At 63.1% G+C, this 18,355-nt stretch carries 15 protein-coding genes and 2 pseudogenes; 3 read left to right on the top strand and 14 right to left on the bottom strand.

The features are described 5' to 3' along the window. Nucleotides 1–281: 281 nt before the first annotated feature. The gene (locus NKH03_RS03385) at nt 282–1,157 is read left to right on the top strand and encodes an ATP-binding protein (protein WP_352967111.1); all 876 of its coding nucleotides are present in this window, start codon (nt 282–284) and stop codon (nt 1,155–1,157) included. Between the two features lie 118 nt (nt 1,158–1,275). Here NKH03_RS03385 and NKH03_RS03380 read toward each other — a convergent pair whose 3' ends face one another. The 14 genes and pseudogenes from NKH03_RS03380 to NKH03_RS03315 form a co-directional block, all read right to left on the bottom strand. Next, on the bottom strand, nt 1,276–2,796 hold the full coding sequence (locus NKH03_RS03380; RefSeq protein ID WP_352967110.1) for a peptidoglycan DD-metalloendopeptidase family protein: 1,521 nt from the start codon (nt 2,794–2,796) through the stop codon (nt 1,276–1,278). A 240-nt stretch (nt 2,797–3,036) separates the two neighbouring features. Beyond that, a complete protein-coding gene (locus NKH03_RS03375; RefSeq protein ID WP_352967109.1) occupies nt 3,037–3,690 on the bottom strand; it encodes a protein-L-isoaspartate(D-aspartate) O-methyltransferase in 654 nt (217 codons plus the stop codon). Further along, nucleotides 3,687–4,445, bottom strand: coding sequence for a 5'/3'-nucleotidase SurE (surE, locus tag NKH03_RS03370; RefSeq protein ID WP_352655206.1), 759 nt, complete (start codon nt 4,443–4,445; stop codon nt 3,687–3,689). Before surE ends, NKH03_RS03375 begins: the two co-directional genes overlap by 4 nt. Beyond that, nucleotides 4,445–5,116 (bottom strand): annotated as a pseudogene (gene serS / locus NKH03_RS03365) (serine--tRNA ligase); the annotation flags it as partial. The gene surE and the pseudogene serS, both read right to left, overlap by 1 nt. A gap of 102 nt (nt 5,117–5,218) precedes the next feature. After that, a pseudogene (locus NKH03_RS03360) lies at nt 5,219–5,899 on the bottom strand (serine--tRNA ligase); the annotation flags it as partial. 187 nt (nt 5,900–6,086) lie between these two features. Beyond that, nucleotides 6,087–6,962: a twin-arginine translocase subunit TatC gene (tatC, locus tag NKH03_RS03355; protein ID WP_352871263.1), complete on the bottom strand. Its 876-nt coding sequence runs from the start codon at nt 6,960–6,962 to the stop codon at nt 6,087–6,089. After that, on the bottom strand, nt 6,959–7,762 hold the full coding sequence (gene tatB / locus NKH03_RS03350) for a Sec-independent protein translocase protein TatB (protein ID WP_352967108.1): 804 nt from the start codon (nt 7,760–7,762) through the stop codon (nt 6,959–6,961). Before tatB ends, tatC begins: the two co-directional genes overlap by 4 nt. Nucleotides 7,763–7,791: 29 nt before the next feature. After that, nucleotides 7,792–8,013 (bottom strand): twin-arginine translocase TatA/TatE family subunit, encoded by a 222-nt coding sequence (locus NKH03_RS03345; protein WP_352967106.1) that lies wholly within the window; start codon nt 8,011–8,013, stop codon nt 7,792–7,794. 169 nt (nt 8,014–8,182) lie between these two features. Next, nucleotides 8,183–8,950, bottom strand: a complete 768-nt coding sequence (scpB, locus tag NKH03_RS03340) for an SMC-Scp complex subunit ScpB (protein ID WP_352967105.1) — start codon at nt 8,948–8,950, stop codon at nt 8,183–8,185. Beyond that, complete coding sequence (locus tag NKH03_RS03335; protein ID WP_352871320.1) at nt 8,947–9,747, bottom strand: segregation and condensation protein A; 801 nt, start codon at nt 9,745–9,747, stop codon at nt 8,947–8,949. The genes scpB and NKH03_RS03335 overlap by 4 nt, the downstream gene beginning before the upstream one ends. 61 nt (nt 9,748–9,808) lie before the next feature. Beyond that, the gene (gene nagZ / locus NKH03_RS03330) at nt 9,809–10,828 is read right to left on the bottom strand and encodes a beta-N-acetylhexosaminidase (protein ID WP_352871269.1); all 1,020 of its coding nucleotides are present in this window, start codon (nt 10,826–10,828) and stop codon (nt 9,809–9,811) included. Nucleotides 10,829–10,954: 126 nt separating this feature from the next. Further along, nucleotides 10,955–14,368, bottom strand: coding sequence for an SPOR domain-containing protein (locus tag NKH03_RS03325; RefSeq protein WP_352967104.1), 3,414 nt, complete (start codon nt 14,366–14,368; stop codon nt 10,955–10,957). A gap of 103 nt (nt 14,369–14,471) precedes the next feature. Next, the gene (gene argS / locus NKH03_RS03320) at nt 14,472–16,229 is read right to left on the bottom strand and encodes an arginine--tRNA ligase (RefSeq protein WP_352967102.1); all 1,758 of its coding nucleotides are present in this window, start codon (nt 16,227–16,229) and stop codon (nt 14,472–14,474) included. A 62-nt stretch (nt 16,230–16,291) separates the two neighbouring features. Beyond that, nucleotides 16,292–17,506, bottom strand: coding sequence for a deoxyguanosinetriphosphate triphosphohydrolase (locus NKH03_RS03315; RefSeq protein ID WP_352967101.1), 1,215 nt, complete (start codon nt 17,504–17,506; stop codon nt 16,292–16,294). 104 nt (nt 17,507–17,610) lie between these two features. Between NKH03_RS03315 and erpA the strand changes: the two genes are divergently transcribed. Both erpA and NKH03_RS03305 read left to right on the top strand, forming a co-directional pair. Beyond that, nucleotides 17,611–17,958, top strand: a complete 348-nt coding sequence (gene erpA, locus NKH03_RS03310) for an iron-sulfur cluster insertion protein ErpA (protein ID WP_027024881.1) — start codon at nt 17,611–17,613, stop codon at nt 17,956–17,958. 1 nt (nt 17,959) lies between these two features. Next, entirely contained in the window at nt 17,960–18,355 is a 396-nt protein-coding gene (locus NKH03_RS03305) for a VOC family protein (RefSeq protein WP_352967100.1), read from the top strand.

Genomic DNA, 18,355 nt, shown 5'->3' with positions numbered 1-18,355 from the left:
AGGTACTCCTGAATTGGAAAACAGCCGCCAAACCGTAATTTGGCGGCCCCTTGAAATTTGGCCGGAATATAGTCGGTAAAGTTGTCAATGCAACTGCGCGGCCAGCCAAATCGGCTGCTTTTCCGGCCTGTTGAGCCGTGTTAGAGCATGATCGCGAAAAGCGCGAGCCGGTTTTGCGAAAAGATCCCGCTCGAACAAAAGGTTGCAACCGATTTCGAACCCGACGCAATCGGGCAGGCTCACGCTCCCGCACGTCAAAAACGAGAAAACAAAAGACCGACATGACCGACAGCAGCATTGAAGCCTTGAACCAGAAACTCGACCGGCTGATCGAGGCGGTGAGCCGCCTCGCCGCACCGCCGGTGCCCCAAACCGACCTCGGCGAGGCCGATTGCTTCGTCTGGCAGGCCGATCCGGGCTATCTGGAGCCGGTGCGCAAGGTCAACCGCGTCGACATCGGCCTGATCCGTGGCGTCGACCGTGTCCGCGACATCCTCGTCGACAACACCGAACGCTTCGCCGCCGGCTATCCAGCCAACAACGTGTTGTTGTGGGGCGCGCGTGGCATGGGCAAATCGTCGCTGGTCAAGGCCGTGCATGCGGAGATCAACGCCAAGGCCAAGTCCGACCTGCCGTTGAAGCTGATCGAAATCCACCGTGAGGACATCGACACGCTGCCGAAGCTGATGGGCTTGCTGAAGGCGGCCCCCTTCCGCTTCATCCTGTTTTGCGACGACCTCTCCTTCGACCACGATGACACCTCCTACAAGTCGCTGAAGGCAGCGCTCGAAGGCGGCGTCGAGGGCCGCCCGGCCAATGTGATCTTCTACGCCACCTCGAACCGCCGGCACCTGTTGCCGCGTGACATGATCGACAATGAGCGCTCGACCGCCATCAACCCGTCCGAGGCGGTCGAGGAAAAGGTCTCGCTGTCCGACCGTTTCGGCCTGTGGCTCGGCTTCCACAAATGTTCGCAGGACGAGTATCTCGACATGATCGACGGCTATGTCCGCCATCATGGCTTGGACATGAATCCCGAGCAGTTGCGCACTGAGGCGCTGGAATGGGCAACGACACGCGGCAGCCGCTCGGGCCGAGTCGCCTGGCAGTTCACCCAGGACCTGGCCGGACGGCTCGGCAAGCCGCTCAAGGATTGATCTGCCCGCAACCAACTGAAAAAGCCCGCCCCTTGCGGAGCGGGCTGAGCCGGCGGGCGGACTGGAGGTCAGACGTCCCGCAAATTGCTTTTTTTCTTCTATTCGAGATAGCCCCCGACTATTCGAGATAGCCGGAGGGATCGACCGGGGCCGAATTCTTGCGCACTTCGAAGTGCAGCTTCGGCGAGTCCGTCGTTCCGCTCATGCCCGACAGCGCGATTTCCTGGCCGCGCTTGACCTTCTGGCCGCGCTGCACCTCGATCGAGCTGGCGTGGCCGTAGACGGTGACCAGGCCATTCTCGTGGCGCACCAGCACCGTGTTGCCGAATTCCTTGAGGCCATCGCCGGCATAGATGACGACGCCATTCTCGGCCGCCTTGACCGGTGTGCCCGCCGGCACGGCGATGTCGACGCCGTCTTTGCCCGACCCGAACCCGGAAATCACGCGGCCGCGCACCGGCCAGCGCATCTTGCCGATGCCGGTGGCGTCAGGCGCGACGGCATCGTCGTCCTCGGCCTGCTGGATGACTTTCGAATCTTTCTTCGGCGGCGTGTAGGACGCCAGCGTGTCCGACGGCGTGGCCTTTGTGGCGGGCTGGGTGGTGGCCGTGGTCACCGGATCGATCTTGGCCGGCTTGGCGCTGGCGACGGTCGCGGTCCCACCGGCCGGCACCTTCAAGGTCTGGCCGATCTTGAGCAATCCATCCTGCATGCCGTTCGCCTGCTTGATCGCAACGACGCCGACGCCGGTCTTCCTGGCAATCGACGAAAGCGTATCGCCCGACTGGACCGTGTAGGTCCCAGCCGCGTTGGTCGCCTTGGCCGCGGCAATCTGCGGCTTGGGCTCCTTGGGCTGGTTTGCGGCGGCTGAGGTGTCGACCTGAGCGGCGGACTTGCCCTCCTTCAGCTTCGGCTGCTGCGGCAGCACCGCGACCTTTTCGGGTGCCGTGGCCGGCAGGTCATGCTTGCCGTCTTTAGCCGGCTTGGCATCGGCGACTTTCGGCTCGCCCTTGCTCGAATAGGCATAGGCCGGGATGATCAGCTTCTGGCCGATCTTCAGCCCCTTGGTCGCGCTCAGCCCGTTGACCTTCATGATCACGTCGGACGGCACCTTGTAACGTTGCGCCAGGCCGCCGATCGTTTCGCCGTCCCGAACGACAATCTCGGTTGCATGCGGCTTACCAGAGGGCGCCACGCGGGGTTCATCGGGCTGGGCAACCTTGAAGGGCGATGCGGCCGGAGCGACGGTGCCGGTCGTGGTCCTGTCGACATGCGGTGCCGGAGCCAAAGCGGTGCGCATCGGCTTCGCGGCGGGCGCCAGTGCGGGAGCCGGCTGCGCCTGGGCAACGGGCGGCGGCAATGGCCGCGTCGAAACCGGATCGAGGCTGGAGCGGCTGACCGACTGTGTGTGGCTGCCATCGATGGGAGCGGCCGCGACATCACCCGGATAGGGCTGCTGCACGGCATCCTGCTTGTTGATGATGGTGCGCTGATTGTTGGTCGAGGATGTAAAGACGTCGTCGACGCCATTGAATCGCGAAACCTGGGAACTGCACCCCGCCGCAGCACCGGCGACCATGAGGACAGCGCAACCTCGCAGCAGGTTGCGTCCGTTTGTCTTCAAAACACTGAGTTGCATCGCACTAACCCGCACATACCCGGTACAAACTAGGCATGATTAAAGCGCGTTAATGTTACTCGACGGTTAACCCCATGGAATTCGACGCAATTTTTCTTAAAATATTACAAGGCGCGGAGCGGTGTTGAGATTCAGGTCAGGCCGAGTCGAAAACGCTGGGTTCCGAGAACCGGAGCGGAGCGTACTTTTGCGCAGGACGCTGCCGTTTGCAGACCGGCACCACCTTGAATATCAGCGCCCCTAGATGACGGCGGCCACGCTGCGCAGGATAGGCTGCAAGCGGACAAGGCCGATGTCCTCACGCTCGAACCGGCTGCCGACCTTGGTCAGCTTGGCCAGCACCTGCTCGCCCTCTTCGGGTCCGATCGGGGCGATGACGATGCCGCCGCTCGACAATTGGTCGAGCAGGAAGCGCGGCAGGCTGTCGAAGGCCGCCCATGCGACGATGCGATCGAACGGCCCTTCATTCGGCAGCCCACCGGAACCATCGGCGTGCCGCACGATGACATTGCCGATACCGAGCGCCTCGAAGCGCTGCCTGGCCTGCTCGACGAGCGTCTTGTAGCGATCGGTGGTGACGACCCGCGCCGCCAGCCGCGACATCACCGCCGAGGTATAGCCGGAGCCGGTCCCGATCTCGAGCACGCGATTGCCCTGCTCGATGGCGAGTGCGGCGATCACCGCCGCCTGCATGTCGGCGCCTTCGATCGCCTCGCCGCATTCGATCGGCAGCATGCGGTCCGACCAGGCGACCTGATGGAATTGGGCCGCCAGGAAGCCGCGCCGCGGCGTTGCCTCGAAGGCCGCGATCAATGCCTTCGGCACCGTCCCCCGGCCGCGCAGGCGCAGCAGAAAGGCGGCAAAGCCTTCGCGGTCATCGATCCCCTGGTTCATGCAAGCGCCTTGCTCAGTTGGTCGCGGATTTCATGCGCGGTGAGGTCGAGCTGCAATGGCGTCACCGACACCAGCCTGTTGCGGAGAGCGTAAAGGTCGGTGCCTTGCTTGCCTTCGACCGGCTCGCGGCCGAAACGCAGCCAGTAATAAGGCAGGCCGCGCCCGTCGCGGCGCTCGTCGACCCACAGGCTGTGCACCAACTTGCCTTGCGATGTGACCACCGTCCCGGCGACCTCTTCGGGTAGGCAGTTCGGAAAATTGACGTTGAGCAAAACGCCGTCCGGCAGCGGCGTTGCGACCAGCTTCTTCAGCAATGCCGGCGCCAGCGCTTCGGTCGTCTCATAAGGGACGACGCGATCCTCGCCGACATAGCTGTAGCCCTGGCTGAGTGCGATCGAGCGGATGCCGAGCAGCGCGCCTTCCATGGCGCCGGCGACGGTGCCGGAATAGGTGACGTCGTCGGCGATGTTGGCGCCGGAATTGATGCCGGACAGGATCAGGTCGGGTGCGCCGGGCAGGATCTTCTTGACGCCCATGATGACGCAATCGGTCGGCGTGCCGCGCACGGCAAAGTGCTTCTCGCCGATCTTGCGCAGCCGCAGCGGTTCCGAGATCGACAGCGAATGCGCGTAGCCCGACTGGTCCTGCTCCGGCGCCACCACCCAGACATCGTCGGACAGCGTGCGCGCGACGCGTTCTAGCGACGCCAGGCCCTCGGCATGAATGCCGTCGTCATTGGTCAGGAGGATGCGCATTATTTCGATTCGATCTTTTCCAGACCGCCCATGTAACGTCGCAGCACTTCAGGAATGGTTACGCTGCCATCCTCGTTCTGGTAGTTTTCGATGACGGCTATGAGCGCGCGCCCAACCGCGGTGCCCGAACCGTTGAGCGTGTGGACGAAGCGGTTGCCCTTGCCGTCCTTGTCCTTGTAGCGGGCGTCCATGCGGCGCGCCTGGAAATCGCCGCACACCGAGCAGGACGAGATTTCGCGATAGGCGTTCTGGCCTGGCAGCCAGACCTCGATGTCGTAGGTCTTGCGCGCGCCAAAGCCCATGTCGCCGGTGCACAGCGTCATGGTGCGGAACGGCAGGCCGAGCCGCTTCAGCACTTCCTCGGCGCATTGCGTCATCCGCTCGTGCTCGGCGAGCGATGATTCCTGATCGGTGATCGACACCAGCTCGACCTTGTAGAACTGGTGCTGGCGCAGCATGCCGCGCGTGTCGCGCCCGGCCGAGCCCGCTTCCGAACGGAAGCACGGCGTCAGCGCGGTGTAGCGCAGCGGCAGTTTTTCATGCGCGGTGATCTCCTCGCGCACAAGATTGGTGAGCGGGACTTCGGCGGTGGGGATGAGGTAGAAATTCTCAGCAAACCTCCCACTTTCAAAGTCGTTCATCCATTTGCGTTGCCTTGCCATCCCTTCAGTTTTTATTCTGTCGAGGCTGGCTTTGCTGTTTCTGAAATCCTCAAACTGCTCGTTGCGAGCGTCCTCATACTCTTTCCAAAATCGAGGCAGATCATTGATCGAAGCACGAAACAAATCCTCTTTAAATTTTGGCAGCTGTCCGGTGCCAAACATCGCATGGTCGCGCACCATCAGCGGTGGCTGGATTTCCTCATAGCCATGCTCGGTCGTGTGCAGGTCGAGCATGAACTGGCCGAGCGCGCGTTCCATCCGCGCCAGACCCCTCTTCAGCACGGTGAAACGCGAGCCTGACAGCTTCGCCGCCCGCTCGAAATCCATCATGCCAAGCGCTTCGCCGATCTCGAAATGCTCCTTCACCCAATTCGGACGCGTCGGCACCTTGCCGACGATGTGCTTCACCACATTGTCGTGCTCGTCCTTGCCGACAGGCACGTCATCGAACGGCACATTGGGCAGCACCGCCAGCGCATCGGTCAGCGCCTTGTCGAGCTCGCGCTCGCGCGCCTCGCCGTTCTGGATGAAGATTTTGATCTCGCCGACCTCGGCTTTCAGCTTCTCGGCAAGTGCCGCGTCGCCCGAACGCATGGCGTTGCCGATCTCCTTCGAGGCGGCGTTGCGGCGCTCCTGCCTGGTCTGCAGCTCGGTGACGTGTTCGCGCCGCGCCTCGTCCGAGGCAATCAGCCCGTCGACCGTGGACTGCGCCTCACCCGCCGACCACGAGCGCTTGACCAGCGCCTCGACAAGGGCCTTCGGGTTGTCGCGAATCCATTTGATGTCAAGCATGGTTCATCCGTCCTCAGGGAGCATGTCGCCCAAAGTGCGCAGCGGTTTTGGGACAACGACACGCTCAAAACAAAACTGAAACGCATCGCTTGATAGCGATGCGTTTCAGCCAGAGGGCGTAAACCGCATCCTTGATCGATGCAAGATGAGGCTAGGCCGCGGCTGCCGTTTTCCACGCAGCCCGGTGTTACGAGGCGGCAGGCGCCGGAGGCTCGTCCGGTGCTTTGTCCGCCACGGTTTCCGCCGCGTCCCTCTTCTCGCGCGCCACGCGCTGCTTTTCCTGATCGCGCTCGATCAATCGAGCAGCCCAGATGGAGACCTCGTAGAGAAGGATGGTCGGAAGGGCGAGGCCGATCTGGCTCATCGGATCGGGTGGCGTCAGCACGGCAGCGACGACAAAGGCGATGACGATCGCCCATTTGCGCTTCTCGGCCAGCCCCTTGGATGACAGCATGCCGACGCGCGTCATCAGGCTGGTCACCACCGGCAGCTGGAACACCAGGCCGAAGGAGAAGATCAGCGTCATGATCAGGCTGAGATATTCCGACACTTTCGGCAGCAGCGAGATCTGCACCTGATCGTCGGTGCCGGCCTGTTGCATGGCGAGGAAGAACCACATCACCATCGGCGTGAAGAAGAAATAGACCAGCGACGCGCCCATCAGGAACAGGATGGGCGACGCGATCAGGAACGGCAGGAAGGCGTTGCGCTCGTTCTTGTAGAGGCCTGGCGCGATGAACTTGTAGATCTGCGTGGCGATCAGCGGAAAGGCGATCACCATGCCGCCGAACATGGCGAGCTTCACCTGGGTGAAGAAGAATTCCTGCGGAGCGGTGTAGATCAGCTCGACCTTGTGCGGATCGAGCCCGGCCCACTTCGTCGCCCATTTGAACGGGATCACCAGAAGGTTGAACAGCTTCTTGGCGAAGAAGAAGCAAACGAGAAAGGCGACGAAGAAGCCGCCGATCGACCAGATCAGCCTCCGGCGCAACTCGATCAAATGCTCCATCAGCGGCGCCGACGATTTCTCGATCTCGTCCTTTTCCTTGTCCGAAACGCTCACTTGGCGGCTCCCGCCGTCTTCTTGGCCGCCGGCTTCTTCGCCGGAGCAGGCTTCGGATCGGCTTTCGCCACGGTCTTGGTCGCGATCGCCTTGGCCGCAACGGGCTTCGCGGCTTTGGGCGTTTCAGCCTGTGCCGCGGTCGCGGGCTTCGCCGGCACCTTGGGCAGAGGCGTTGCCTTGGCGATCTCCGCTTTCGCCGGCGCAGAAACCTTTGCACCATTTGCCGAAGCCTTCGCCTGCGCTTTTACCACCGGCATCGCCTTTGCCGGCGCAGGCTTGGCTAATTTCTTTGTCGCGGACGCCTTCGGCGCCGCAACTGGTTCTGGCGGCACTGACGCCGTCACCACCGATTCATCGGTCATTGCCGGGAAAATCGGCGCTGCCGGTACTGCTTCCGGCCCATTGACGCCAGGCATGGTCGTTGCACCGTTCTTCAACGGCTCGGCGACCAGCGGGGTCGAAGCGGCTGGCGTTGCCGGATCGGCCGCCGGCTTCGGCTTCATCGCCGCGTCGACGCCGGAGCGAACGTCGGCCGCGGCCTGTTCGAACGGATTGAGCTGCTTCCTGATCTCGGCCATCGGGCTGAGGCCCCTGAGCTCGTCGACCGACTTCTTGACGTCGTCGAGCTCGGCTTCCTTCAGCGCTTCGTTGAACTGTTTCTGGAAATCGGACGCCATGGCGCGCAGCTTCGCCGTCGTGCGGCCGAAGGTGCGCAGCATATTGGGCAAATCCTTGGGTCCGACGACCACGATCATGACGATCGCGATGACCAGCATTTCGGTCCAGCCGACTTCAAACATGGCACTTTGTTCCGACTAGAACCCGTGGCTCAGCTCTTGCTGGCTTTTTCCTTCGCGGCCGCAACGGTCTCGTCGGCGCGATGTTCGACGGTGCGCTTGTCTTCGGCAACTTCGTCGTCGGCCATGCCCTTCTTGAAGCTCTTGATGCCCTTGGCCATGTCGCCCATCAGCTCGGGAATCTTGCCGCGGCCGAACACCAGCAGCACGATCACCAGCACGATCATCCAGTGCCAAATCGAAAATGAACCCATAACAAATCTCTCTCGAATGTTTTCCCTGGCGATGATCTATGCGTTTTCGCGTTGGGATTCAAACACAACTGCGACAGAGTTTATGAAAGGGTGGCGGATGTCACGCATTTTCAACGCGATGGCCCGCTACGAATCCGCGCATCCTCGACAGATCGGCGGCCAATGCCAGTCAATCTTCCGTGACGCGCGGCGTCAGCAGGCCGAGTTCCTCAAGATCGATGTCGGTCAGCGCATCCTCGTCGTCGGTCAACGCATCAGGATCGGACGGAGGAACCGGAATGGCGAAATTCGACGGCATGCGGCCCGAAAGCAGTCCGGCCCCCTTCAGTTCCTCCATGCCGGGAAGATCGCGGATCTCCTCCAGCGCGAAATGGTCGAGGAAGGTGTCGGTGGTGCCGTAGGTGACAGGGCGCCCCGGCGTTTTGCGCCGGCCGCGCATGCGCACCCATTCCGTTTCCAGCAGCGTGTCGAGCGTGCCTTTCGAGGTTTCGACGCCTCGGATGTCCTCGATCTCGGCGCGCGTCATCGGCTGGTGATAGGCGATGATCGCCAGCACTTCGAGCGCCGCACGGGAAAGCTTCCTTTGCTGGACAGTATCCCGGCTCATCAGGAAAGCCAGATCGCCGGCCGTGCGGAATGCCCAGGCATCGCCGACACGCACCAGATTGACGCCGCGCCGCGCGTAGATCTGCTGCAGCTCGGTCATGGCCAGGGCGATACTGATGCCGTCCGGCAGCCGCGCCGCAAGTTGGTTTTCGCTGACGGGCTCGGCACTGGCGAACACGATAGCCTCGGCCATGCGTACCGCTTCCGCCAGATGCAGCCGTTCGGCCGGATTCTGCATTTGTTGCTCGGCCGGATCCCGGGAAAGCGACTCCTCTTCGGGTTCATCGCCGACCTTGAAAGGGATAACCGAAGCGTTGGCGCGTTCGCTCATGATGCCACCTCGACTGCCTTGATTGCCTGTGCGCGGCCGCGCAGATAGATCGGCGCGAAGACTTCGTCCTGCCGCATGTCCATCGTGCCTTCGCGCACCAGTTCCAGCGTGGCCGCGAAAGAGCTGGCGATCGCCGTGCGCCGCTCCTCGGGGCTGGTCATGTACACGATCAGAAAGCTTTCCAGCGTTGCCCAGTCGTGGAGAGCCCCAACCAGACGGGTCAGGATATCGCGCGCGTCCTTGAGCGACCAGACACCGCGCCTGGCGATCGTCACATTGCTGATCGCCTGCTTCTGCCGTTGCTGGGCATAGGCAGTGAGCAGATCGTAGAGCGAGGCTGAATAGGCGTTGCGCTTTTCGACGATGACCATTTCCGGCATGCCGCGCGCGAACACGTCACGGCCGAGCCGATTGCGGTTGACCAGGCGCGCCGAAGCGTCGCGCATGGCCTCCAGCCGCTTCAGCCGGAACTGCAGCACCGCCGCCAGTTCCTCGCCGCTTTCGCCTTCGTCGCCCGGCTGCTTGGGGATCAGAAGCTTCGATTTGAGGAAGGCCAGCCACGCCGCCATCACCAGATAGTCGGCGGCAAGCTCGAGCCTGAGCGCCCTCGCCGTCTCGACAAAGGTCAGATATTGCTCGACCAGCGCCAGGATCGAAATGCGCGCCAGATCGACCTTCTGGGTGCGAGCCAGATGCAGCAGAAGATCGAGCGGGCCTTCGAAGCCGGCCACGTCGACCACCAGCGACGGGTCGCCGGTGACGCGTGAATCGTCATTCTCGGCCCACAGACGGTCCATCGGTGCGGCCTTCGCGGCCTTGCTTTCCAATGTTTCCGCCACTTCCTCTCACTTCCCTTTGTTAAGCCACCGCATCGAAATAGGTGGCGAATTCAGCGCGTATCTCGGTTTCTTCCACCGCGTCGCGGTTCTTAATATAGGTCAGCGCCCGCTTTGCGCGCTCCAGCGACGTGCCCTCGAGCCCCGTGGTCCGCGATGCAATGCCGGCCATCTCCTCGAAAACGCCGTTGCAGTGAAGGACCAGATCGCAGCCCGCCGCAAGGATCGAGGCCGCCTTTGTCGGGAAATCCCCAGAAAGTGCCTTCATCGACGTGTCGTCGCTCATCAGCAGCCCGTCGAAGCCGATCTCGCGCCGAATGATCTCGTCGATGACCTTGCCGGAAGTGGTCGCCGGGTTGTTGGGGTCTATCGCGCTGTAGACGACATGCGCCGTCATCGCCATCGGCAGATGGTTGAGCTCCCGAAACGGGGCGAAATCATGCCGCTGTAGATCGCTGAGCGAGGCATTGACGACAGGCAACTCGAAATGCGTGTCGGCAAAGGCGCGCCCGTGGCCCGGAATGTGCTTCATGACGGGCAGTACCCCGCCCGACATCAGCCCTTCCGCGGCGGCGCGGCCGAGTTCAATCACCGGTCGCGGGTCTTTGCCATAGGCACGCGCGCCAATAACGTCGCTGGCGCCTTCGATCGGCACGTCGAGCACCGGCAGGCAATCGGCGGTGATGCCATAACGCAGCAGATCGAAGGCATGCAGCCGCGCCATCAGCCAGGCCGCGCGGGCGCCGGCATCATGGTCGTCGCGCCACAGCGCGCCGAGCGCGCCGCCGGCCGGATAGTTCGGCGCCAGGGGCGGCCGCAGGCGTTGCACACGTCCACCCTCCTGGTCGATGAACACAAGCGCGTCCGGACGCCCGATACAGTCGCGCATCTCGGCGACCAGATCGCGGATCTGTTCGGTCTCGCCGATGTTGCGCGCAAACAGGATGAAGGCCCATGGGCATTCATTGCGATAGAAATTGATTTCTTCGCGGGTGAGCGATTTCCCGGCACAGCCGAGGATCATGGATTTTGATTCGGTCATATCAGAAGTCTAAAGCTTCGCGCGATCAAAGGGAATCATCCGGATCACAAGCGGTCAAACGCCAGATCTGCTTTCCCCATGAAAAAAGCCGGCGCGGTGACCGCGCCGGCTTTTGATTGGTTGGCTCTAGCGCGAGACGAAGCAGTTGCCGCCGGCGGCCTTGTAGCTGGTGCACAAATTGATCGCATCGTTGCGCGACTGCGCTGGCACACGCACACGGTAGAACGTGCCCTTGCCGGCGATCTCGGCCTTGACGATGTTGGCGGTACGGCCGGCGAGCACGCTGCCATAGCGGCGCTGCAGATCCTGATAGCTGGACTGGGCGCTTTCGACCGTCGGCTGTGAAGCGATCTGCATCGACCACGAACCACCGCCGGTCGCGGTCGATGCCGGATCGATGGACGCAACCTGATCGGGCTTGACCTCGCCGACGACATCGACCGGCTGGTCGGACGGGCGCTGCGGCGCGAGCGGAACCTTGGCCGGCGTGTTGGCCGACTGCGCCTTGGCCTCGGCCTTGGGCTTGGCTGCAGCCACCGGTTTGAGAGCCGGCTCGTCGTTCGCCGGGGCGGCGGCGGGCGCCACTGTGCCGGTCTGGTCCGCGTCAGCCTGCCCCGACGGGGCAACATGCTGCGGCGCCGGATCGACCGGCTCCGCGGCGGCCATCTGCGGGGCGGCGGCGGGCGCCGGATCCTCACGCGGCACCAGCGAACCGTCCGACTTGACCACCATGGTCCTCACCTTGCGCGGCGCAACGGCGACGACATCGGCATTGGTGCCCTTGTCGGCTTCCTGCAGCACCTGTGCGATGCGATCCTCGGACTTGGGCGCGGGTGCTGTGTTGTCGGCCGAAGCGGCGCCGGCGGTCGGCGCGGCGTTGCCGTCACCGGTTCCAGCAGCGGCCGCGGCGGCTGCGTTCTGGTCCGGAGAAAGATCGACGGCGCGGGCCGGGTCCTTCGCCTGCACGTCCACCGGTTCTTCGGTGTTGGTGACCAGCTTTTCCTGGACCGGCTCGGCGGGCTTCGCGCCCCTGACCGCGTCGTAGACCTTGTTGTCCTGGTTCGGCACCACGGCCCCACCCGGATTCTCCGGCTTGACCTTGATCGGCGCGTTGTCGGCCTTGACGATCACCGGCGCCTCGCTGCCGCCCTTGCCGCCGAAAGTCAGCGCAAAGGCACCGAGGCCGCCTGCGACCGCCACCGCACCGACAATCGCGGCGATGAACAGGCCACGCCCGCGCGAAGGCCTCGCTGCCTCACGCTCGCCGAGGCCCGGAACAGCCATCGCCTCATCGTGTTCAGGATCGTAGTCGAGTTCATCGACGGTGAAATCGTCCGCCTGTGAAACCGGCTGGTTGCCGGGCAGACTGTCGAGATCGAAGCCGTCGGCGGCATCGGCATAACCCGTTGGCGCCGCCGCGCGGGCAGACACTTCCATCGGCCGCGCCGCATAGGTCCGGGCTTCCGGCTCATAGCCCGGCTTGACCCCGTCATAGCCCGGCTTGACCCTGTCATAGCCCGGCTTGACGCTGTCATAGCCCGGTTTGAAGCCAGCGGCGTAGGAGTCATCATCGTAAGACGCGCCGGCCGCGTTGCTTGTGGGAGCGGCAGCGACCTCCACCGCGTTCATCTCGGAGAGAAGGCTGGAGAACTCGGCGTCGAGATCGTCATAGCCAGACGTCGCCGGCTGATCTTCCTCGAAGTGCAGTTCTGGAATATCGAGATCGTCCGCCAGCGCCACGACACGCTCGGGCACATCGACCGTCTCGACATCGGGCATGTCTTCGTATTGAGCGGACTGGCGCGATGGCGGCGCGGATACAGGGGCGACGGTCTCGGCCGGCTCGGCCGAACGGTAGGACGTCACCGCGGCGACTGCCGGCGCTGCGGCCACGGACGCCATCGAAGCGACCGGCTGAGCGCTAAACGCAGACTGAGCGCTAAATGACGGCTGCTGCGGAACCGGCGTCACGCGGCTCCACGAACGGGCTGGCTCGGGCGGCGTGGAACGCTCCGCCAGCCAATCGAGAGAATCCGCCGAATTGTCCCGGGAAGCGGACGCATCACCACGCGGATCCAGGCTTTTGGCCAAAGCCGCGTCGAACGCATCATTGTCGAAATCGACATCGCCATGTCCGGCGACGTCCGAGCCCGGATCCTCAAGTTTATCAGGCAGAAGATCGTCGACATCCGCATCGGCTGCCTGGGCGGTGCCAAGGTGCTGGGGCTGATCAGGCGCGGGTTCTTCAAGATCCCAGTCGAGGTCGCCGACAAGATCGGCCGGTTCCTCGGTGGTCTCCGCGGTCTCGACGACGTGCGACTGAGCGGCGTCAGCCGGCTGAGCCATGACTGGCTCCACTTTGGCCAGGGGCGTCGTGCGCGCGGTCATGGCACCCAGCAGCGCATTCAACTCGTCTTCCAGGCTTCGTTCGTCCGCGATCGGGGCTTGCACCGCGGGTGCGACATTGGCTTCTGGTGCCGCCGGCTGGACCGCGGCGGCGGCGATTTCGGCGACCGGCTCTTCGACTGTTTCGGCAAACTTGTCGTCGAAGTTCAGGTCGAAAGCATCATCCGACGCCGCTTCATCCGACGCAGCTTCAGGGCTGGGAGTCTCGCCCTTCGCATCCGCGCTATCGGCGAGCATATCATGCGCTTCCGGCTCCTCGGATACGACCGGCTCATCAGCGCGAACGTCAAAATCCATGTCGACATCGGCCATGGAGTCGTCGAAGTGGCCGGCGAAATTCTCGTCGGAGGCAAAATTCTCGTCGGAGGCTTGGCCATCACGCGCGGCCGCCTGCTCCGGCATGGGATGGTCGGCGGGATCGGCAGCCGTGTAGGCCTGTTCCGCCACCGAATGGTCGTCGAGCATCAGCTCGTCTTCGAGCGAGATCGCGACCGCATCGTCGAATTCATGATCCGAGGCGGCCGTCTCGACAGCAGGCGCGTCGGCAACGGCAACAGCGTGCGGGGCCTCTTCGGCCTCCTCATCGATCCGGACGTCCTGGTCGAGCGACGCGGCAAGCTCGTCCGCCATCGGCTGGTCGTCCTCGAAGGGCGAGAAATCCTCAAGCGAACTGGCGACGGCATTGTCGAAATCAGCGTCGAAAGCCGGCTCGACAGACGGCGCGGTTTCGGCGGCGGCCGTATCGCTGGCGCCGACGGCGTGGTCGTCGACATCAGTCATGTCCAGATGGAAATCGTCGTCGAGCGACACCAAAAGCTCGTCATCGTCCATTGCGCCGGCATCAGCCGTTTCGAACGCAGGCTCATGCTCGAAAGTCGGCTCATGAGCCTCGGCAACCGGAGCGGCGTCGCTGTCGTCAGCGCCGAACTCGCCCATCATTTCCTTCTCGAGATCGATATCGAAATCGCCCTCCTCCGCCACGTGATCGGCGGCTGGGGCTTTCGGCTGCGCGGGCGACTGCGGTTTGACCGGCTGGCGCGGGTCGAACCCCATGATCCTGGTCAGTTCCGCGAACGGATCATCGTCAGTGATGTCGTTGTTGTCGGATACTCTCAGCTGGGTTCTGTCTGCCATTATTGTTCCCGAACTCGCACTCATTCGGACGCCATGGACGTCGCGTAGGGTTGGCCCTTACCAGCGCAATGTGGGCAAAAGGTGACAGGTTATTTAGTCAAACCTAACGCATTTCGGTGGGCGCGGCGGCTCCGATCAACGTCAGGCCGGACGTCAAGACGTCCGAAACAGCCTGCACCAGCCCTAGTCTGGCATGCGTCAATTGTCGGTCGTTAACCTTAACAAAACGTAAGTCCGGATTATCCGTGCCACGGTTCCAGTGTCCATGGAAGCTGGAAGCCAGATCATAGAGGTAAAATGCCAGCCGGTGCGGCTCGAGCGCAAGTGCCGCGGACTCGATCAGGCGGGGATATTCAGCAAGCTTGCGGATCAGGCCAATCTCGCCCTCGTCGGTCAGCAAAGCCACGGCGGACGCCAGGCTGTGGCGGTCGAAATTGGCTTCACCCAATTGCTCGCTCGCCTGCCGGAACACCGAATGGCAGCGCGCCGAGGCATACTGCACATAGAACACCGGGTTGTCCTTGGACTGCTCGGTCACCTTGGCGAAATCGAAATCCAACGGCGCATCGTTCTTGCGGTAGAGCATCATGAAGCGGATCGCGTCGCGGCCGACCTCTTCCACCACTTCGCGCAACGTCACGAAATCGCCGGACCGCTTCGACATGCGCACCGGCTCGCCGTCGCGAAACAGTTTCACCAATTGGCAAAGCAGCACGGTGAGCTTCACCTCGTCCCCTGCGATGGCCCGCGCCAGCGCTTCCAGCCGCTTGACATAACCGCCATGGTCGGCGCCGAGCACATAGATCAGGTCGACGAAGCCCCGATCGACCTTGTCCTTGAGATAGGCGACGTCGGCGGCGAAATAGGTGAATGAGCCATCGGACTTGACCAGCGCCCGGTCCATGTCGTCGCCGACCGCGGTCGAACGGAACAGCGTCTGCTCGCGGTCCTCCCAGTCTTCGGGCTTTTCGCCCTTGGGCGGCGGCAGCTTGCCCTTGTAGATATGGCCTTTCAGCGTCAGATCGTTGATCGCCGAGCGGATCTTCCTGGCATTGTCGGCATGCAGTGTGCGCTCGGAGAAGAACACGTCGTGATGCACGTTGAGCATCGCCAGATCCTCGCGGATCATGGCCATCATCGCATCGATGGTGCGGTCCTTGACGATGGCGAGCGCCTCGTCGTCCTGCATCTGCAGGAGCGAGCGGCCGAACTCCTTGGCCAGCGCCTGACCGACAGGGACGAGATAATCGCCGGGGTAAAGCCCGGCCGGAATCTCGCCGATGTCATCGCCAAGCGCCTCCCGGTAGCGCAGCATGACCGAGCGGCCGAGCACGTCGATCTGCGAGCCGGCATCGTTGATGACATATTCCTTGGTCACGTCGTAGCCGGCGAAGGCCATCAGGTTGGCCAGCGCGTCGCCGACCACGGCACCCCTGCAATGGCCGACATGCATCGGCCCCGTCGGATTGGCCGAGACGTATTCGACATTGGTTTTCCGGCCACCACCAACCGTCGAGCGCCCATAGTTGCGGCCCTCGCCAAGCAGTGCGGTCAGATGTGTCTGCCAGAAACCGTCCTTTAGCCTGAGATTGACGAAACCAGGACCGGCCACTTCGGTGGCGGCGACATCCTTGTCCTCACGCAGCGCCTGCGCCAGTCTTTCGGCCAGCGCGCGCGGATTCTGGCTGGTCGGCTTGGCCAGCACCATCGCCGCGTTGGTCGCCAGGTCGCCATGGCTGGCGTCGCGCGGCGGCTCGACGGCAATGCGCGACAGATCTGGCGAAACGCCGTTACTGTCTTTCAAATCAAGCGCTTCGACAGCTTTTATGATTCGCGCGGTGAAATCGGCGAAGATGTTCATGGGACTGGCTCTGGTGGCTTTACAGGGAATCCGGCTCGTTGGCCGGCAAAATCGAGCCCGCCCTAGCTCAATTCAGGCGTATGGTCAAACAAACGCCGGTGTTCCTTGAGCGCATAGGTATCGGTCATACCCGCCAGGAAGTCGGTGACGCTGCGCGCCTTGATGCGATCGTCGGCCCGATCCAGCCCCTCGCGCCAGCCGTCCGGCATGGCGCGCGGATCAGCGAAATAGGCGTCGAACAGATCCTTGACGATTTGCTCGGCGTCCGCGCGCACCCGCATGACTTCCGCGTGCCGATAGAGATGCTTGTAAAGAAAGGCCTTCAGTTCTTTCTCGAAGGCGGCCATTTCGGCCGAGAAAGTCACCATCGTCTCGCCGGCCGCTCTCACCGCATCGGCGTTCTGCGGCCTGATGCGCTCCAGATTGGCAGTGGTGGAGACGATGACATCCTCGACCATGGCGGTGATCTGCCGCCGCATCAGTTCATGGCCGGTGCGCACGTCGTCGAGGGAGGGATAGCGTCCGCGCACGCCTTTCAGAATGGTTCCGGGCAGCGAAACCATTTCCAGCATGTCCAGCGTCAGCAACCCTGCCCTCAACCCGTCGTCGATGTCATGGTTGTTGTAGGCGATGTCGTCGGCGATCGCCGCGCATTGCGCCTCGATGCCGGCAAACCGGTCCAGTTCGAGGTCGTGCAGCTGCGAATAATCACGGATCGCCTGCGGCACCGGCCCTTTCAGACCTTGACCGCTGGCGTCCGTCAGCGGTCCATTGTGCTTGACCAGACCTTCCAGCGTTTCCCAGGTCAGGTTGAGCCCGTCGAATTCGGCGTAGCGCGCCTCCAGCCTTGTCACGATGCGCAGCGATTGCGCGTTGTGGTCGAAGCCGCCCCAGGCGGCCATCTTCTCGTTCAGCGCATCCTCGCCGGTGTGGCCGAAGGGCGTGTGGCCGAAATCATGCACCAGCGCCACCGCCTCGGCGAGATCCTCGTCGCCGCGCAGCGCCCGTGCCAGGGCGCGCGCGATCTGCGCCACTTCGATCGAATGGGTCAGCCGGGTGCGGTAATGGTCGCCTTCGTGTGCGATGAAGACCTGCGTCTTGTGCTTGAGCCGGCGGAAGGCCGTCGAATGGATGATGCGGTCGCGATCACGCTGGAACGGCGTACGGGTTGGGCTTTCCACCTCGTCGAATAGCCGTCCGCGCGACTTTGCCGGATCGCAGGCATAGGCGGCGCGTGGCCGATAGCCGAATCCGATGTCGCCGAACTCATTGGTCATGGCTGATGCCGCCGCGGTTGACTTGGTCCAGATGATTTGGCCTGGTTGACTTGGCCCCTCGCGCTTCATACCTATCATGTGAAACCGAAAGCAAGGTGACGCCCATGGGCGCGGATGCCAAGACTGCCATGAAAGTCGACATGACCGAGGCCGCCGCCAGGCGGATCGCGAAGATTGTCTCGGGCGAGGCCGGCAAGACGGCGTTGCGCGTTTCGGTCGAAGGCGGCGGTTGCTCGGGCTTTTCTTACAAGTTCGATCTGGTCGATACGCGCAACGACGATGACGTCGCCATCGAGAAGGATGGCGCCACCGTGCTGATCGACGACCTGTCGCTGGTTTATATGGGCGGCTCGGTGATCGATTTCGTCGACGATTTGATGGGCCAGTCGTTCCAGATCAGGAACCCGAATGCCGTCGCCTCCTGCGGCTGCGGCACGAGCTTTTCCATATAGAATGCCCGCCATCGGCGCGGTCCGCCAGATCGCGCTGTCGGCCGGCCGCGACCTCGATGCAACTCTGGCCTTTTGGCGCGACGTGCTGGGCATGAGCCTGCATGCGCGCTTCGATCCGCCGGGCATCGCATTCATCATGGCTGGCAATATCAGGCTGTTGTTCACCGACGGCATCCCGGCCGGAACCGTTTATCTCGACATATCGGGCCTCGACGATTTCCACGCCTCGGCGGCGGCGGCCGGCGTCCCCTTCACCGCGACGCCGACGCTTGTCCATCGTGACAGCGAGGGCCAGTTCGGCCCGGCGGGGGAAACCGAATGGATGGCCTTCCTAAAGGACCCGGCTGGCAATACGATCGGGCTCGTCGAACGCCATCCGCCGCAAGAGCCCAACTGA

Source organism: Mesorhizobium sp. M1406 (assembly GCF_040317555.1).
In the GTDB taxonomy this organism is placed as follows: Bacteria; Pseudomonadota; Alphaproteobacteria; order Rhizobiales; family Rhizobiaceae; genus Mesorhizobium.
The sequence above is the reverse complement of the archived record's forward strand: the minus strand, read 5'-3'. Positions and strand labels throughout refer to the sequence as shown.

Coding starts and splice junctions, on each gene's coding strand:
- NKH03_RS03385 (WP_352967111.1), top strand. CDS start 282: ATGACCGACAGCAGCATTGAAGCCTTGAACCAGAAACTCGACCGGCTG.
- NKH03_RS03325 (WP_352967104.1), bottom strand. CDS start 14,368: ATGGCAGACAGAACCCAGCTGAGAGTATCCGACAACAACGACATCACT.
- argS (WP_352967102.1), bottom strand. CDS start 16,229: ATGAACATCTTCGCCGATTTCACCGCGCGAATCATAAAAGCTGTCGAA.
- NKH03_RS03345 (WP_352967106.1), bottom strand. CDS start 8,013: ATGGGTTCATTTTCGATTTGGCACTGGATGATCGTGCTGGTGATCGTG.
- NKH03_RS03315 (WP_352967101.1), bottom strand. CDS start 17,506: ATGACCAATGAGTTCGGCGACATCGGATTCGGCTATCGGCCACGCGCC.
- NKH03_RS03305 (WP_352967100.1), top strand. CDS start 17,960: ATGCCCGCCATCGGCGCGGTCCGCCAGATCGCGCTGTCGGCCGGCCGC.
- NKH03_RS03335 (WP_352871320.1), bottom strand. CDS start 9,747: ATGGACCGTCTGTGGGCCGAGAATGACGATTCACGCGTCACCGGCGAC.
- tatB (WP_352967108.1), bottom strand. CDS start 7,762: ATGTTTGAAGTCGGCTGGACCGAAATGCTGGTCATCGCGATCGTCATG.
- NKH03_RS03375 (WP_352967109.1), bottom strand. CDS start 3,690: ATGAACCAGGGGATCGATGACCGCGAAGGCTTTGCCGCCTTTCTGCTG.
- surE (WP_352655206.1), bottom strand. CDS start 4,445: ATGCGCATCCTCCTGACCAATGACGACGGCATTCATGCCGAGGGCCTG.
- scpB (WP_352967105.1), bottom strand. CDS start 8,950: ATGAGCGAACGCGCCAACGCTTCGGTTATCCCTTTCAAGGTCGGCGAT.
- erpA (WP_027024881.1), top strand. CDS start 17,611: ATGGGCGCGGATGCCAAGACTGCCATGAAAGTCGACATGACCGAGGCC.
- NKH03_RS03380 (WP_352967110.1), bottom strand. CDS start 2,796: ATGCAACTCAGTGTTTTGAAGACAAACGGACGCAACCTGCTGCGAGGT.
- nagZ (WP_352871269.1), bottom strand. CDS start 10,828: ATGACCGAATCAAAATCCATGATCCTCGGCTGTGCCGGGAAATCGCTC.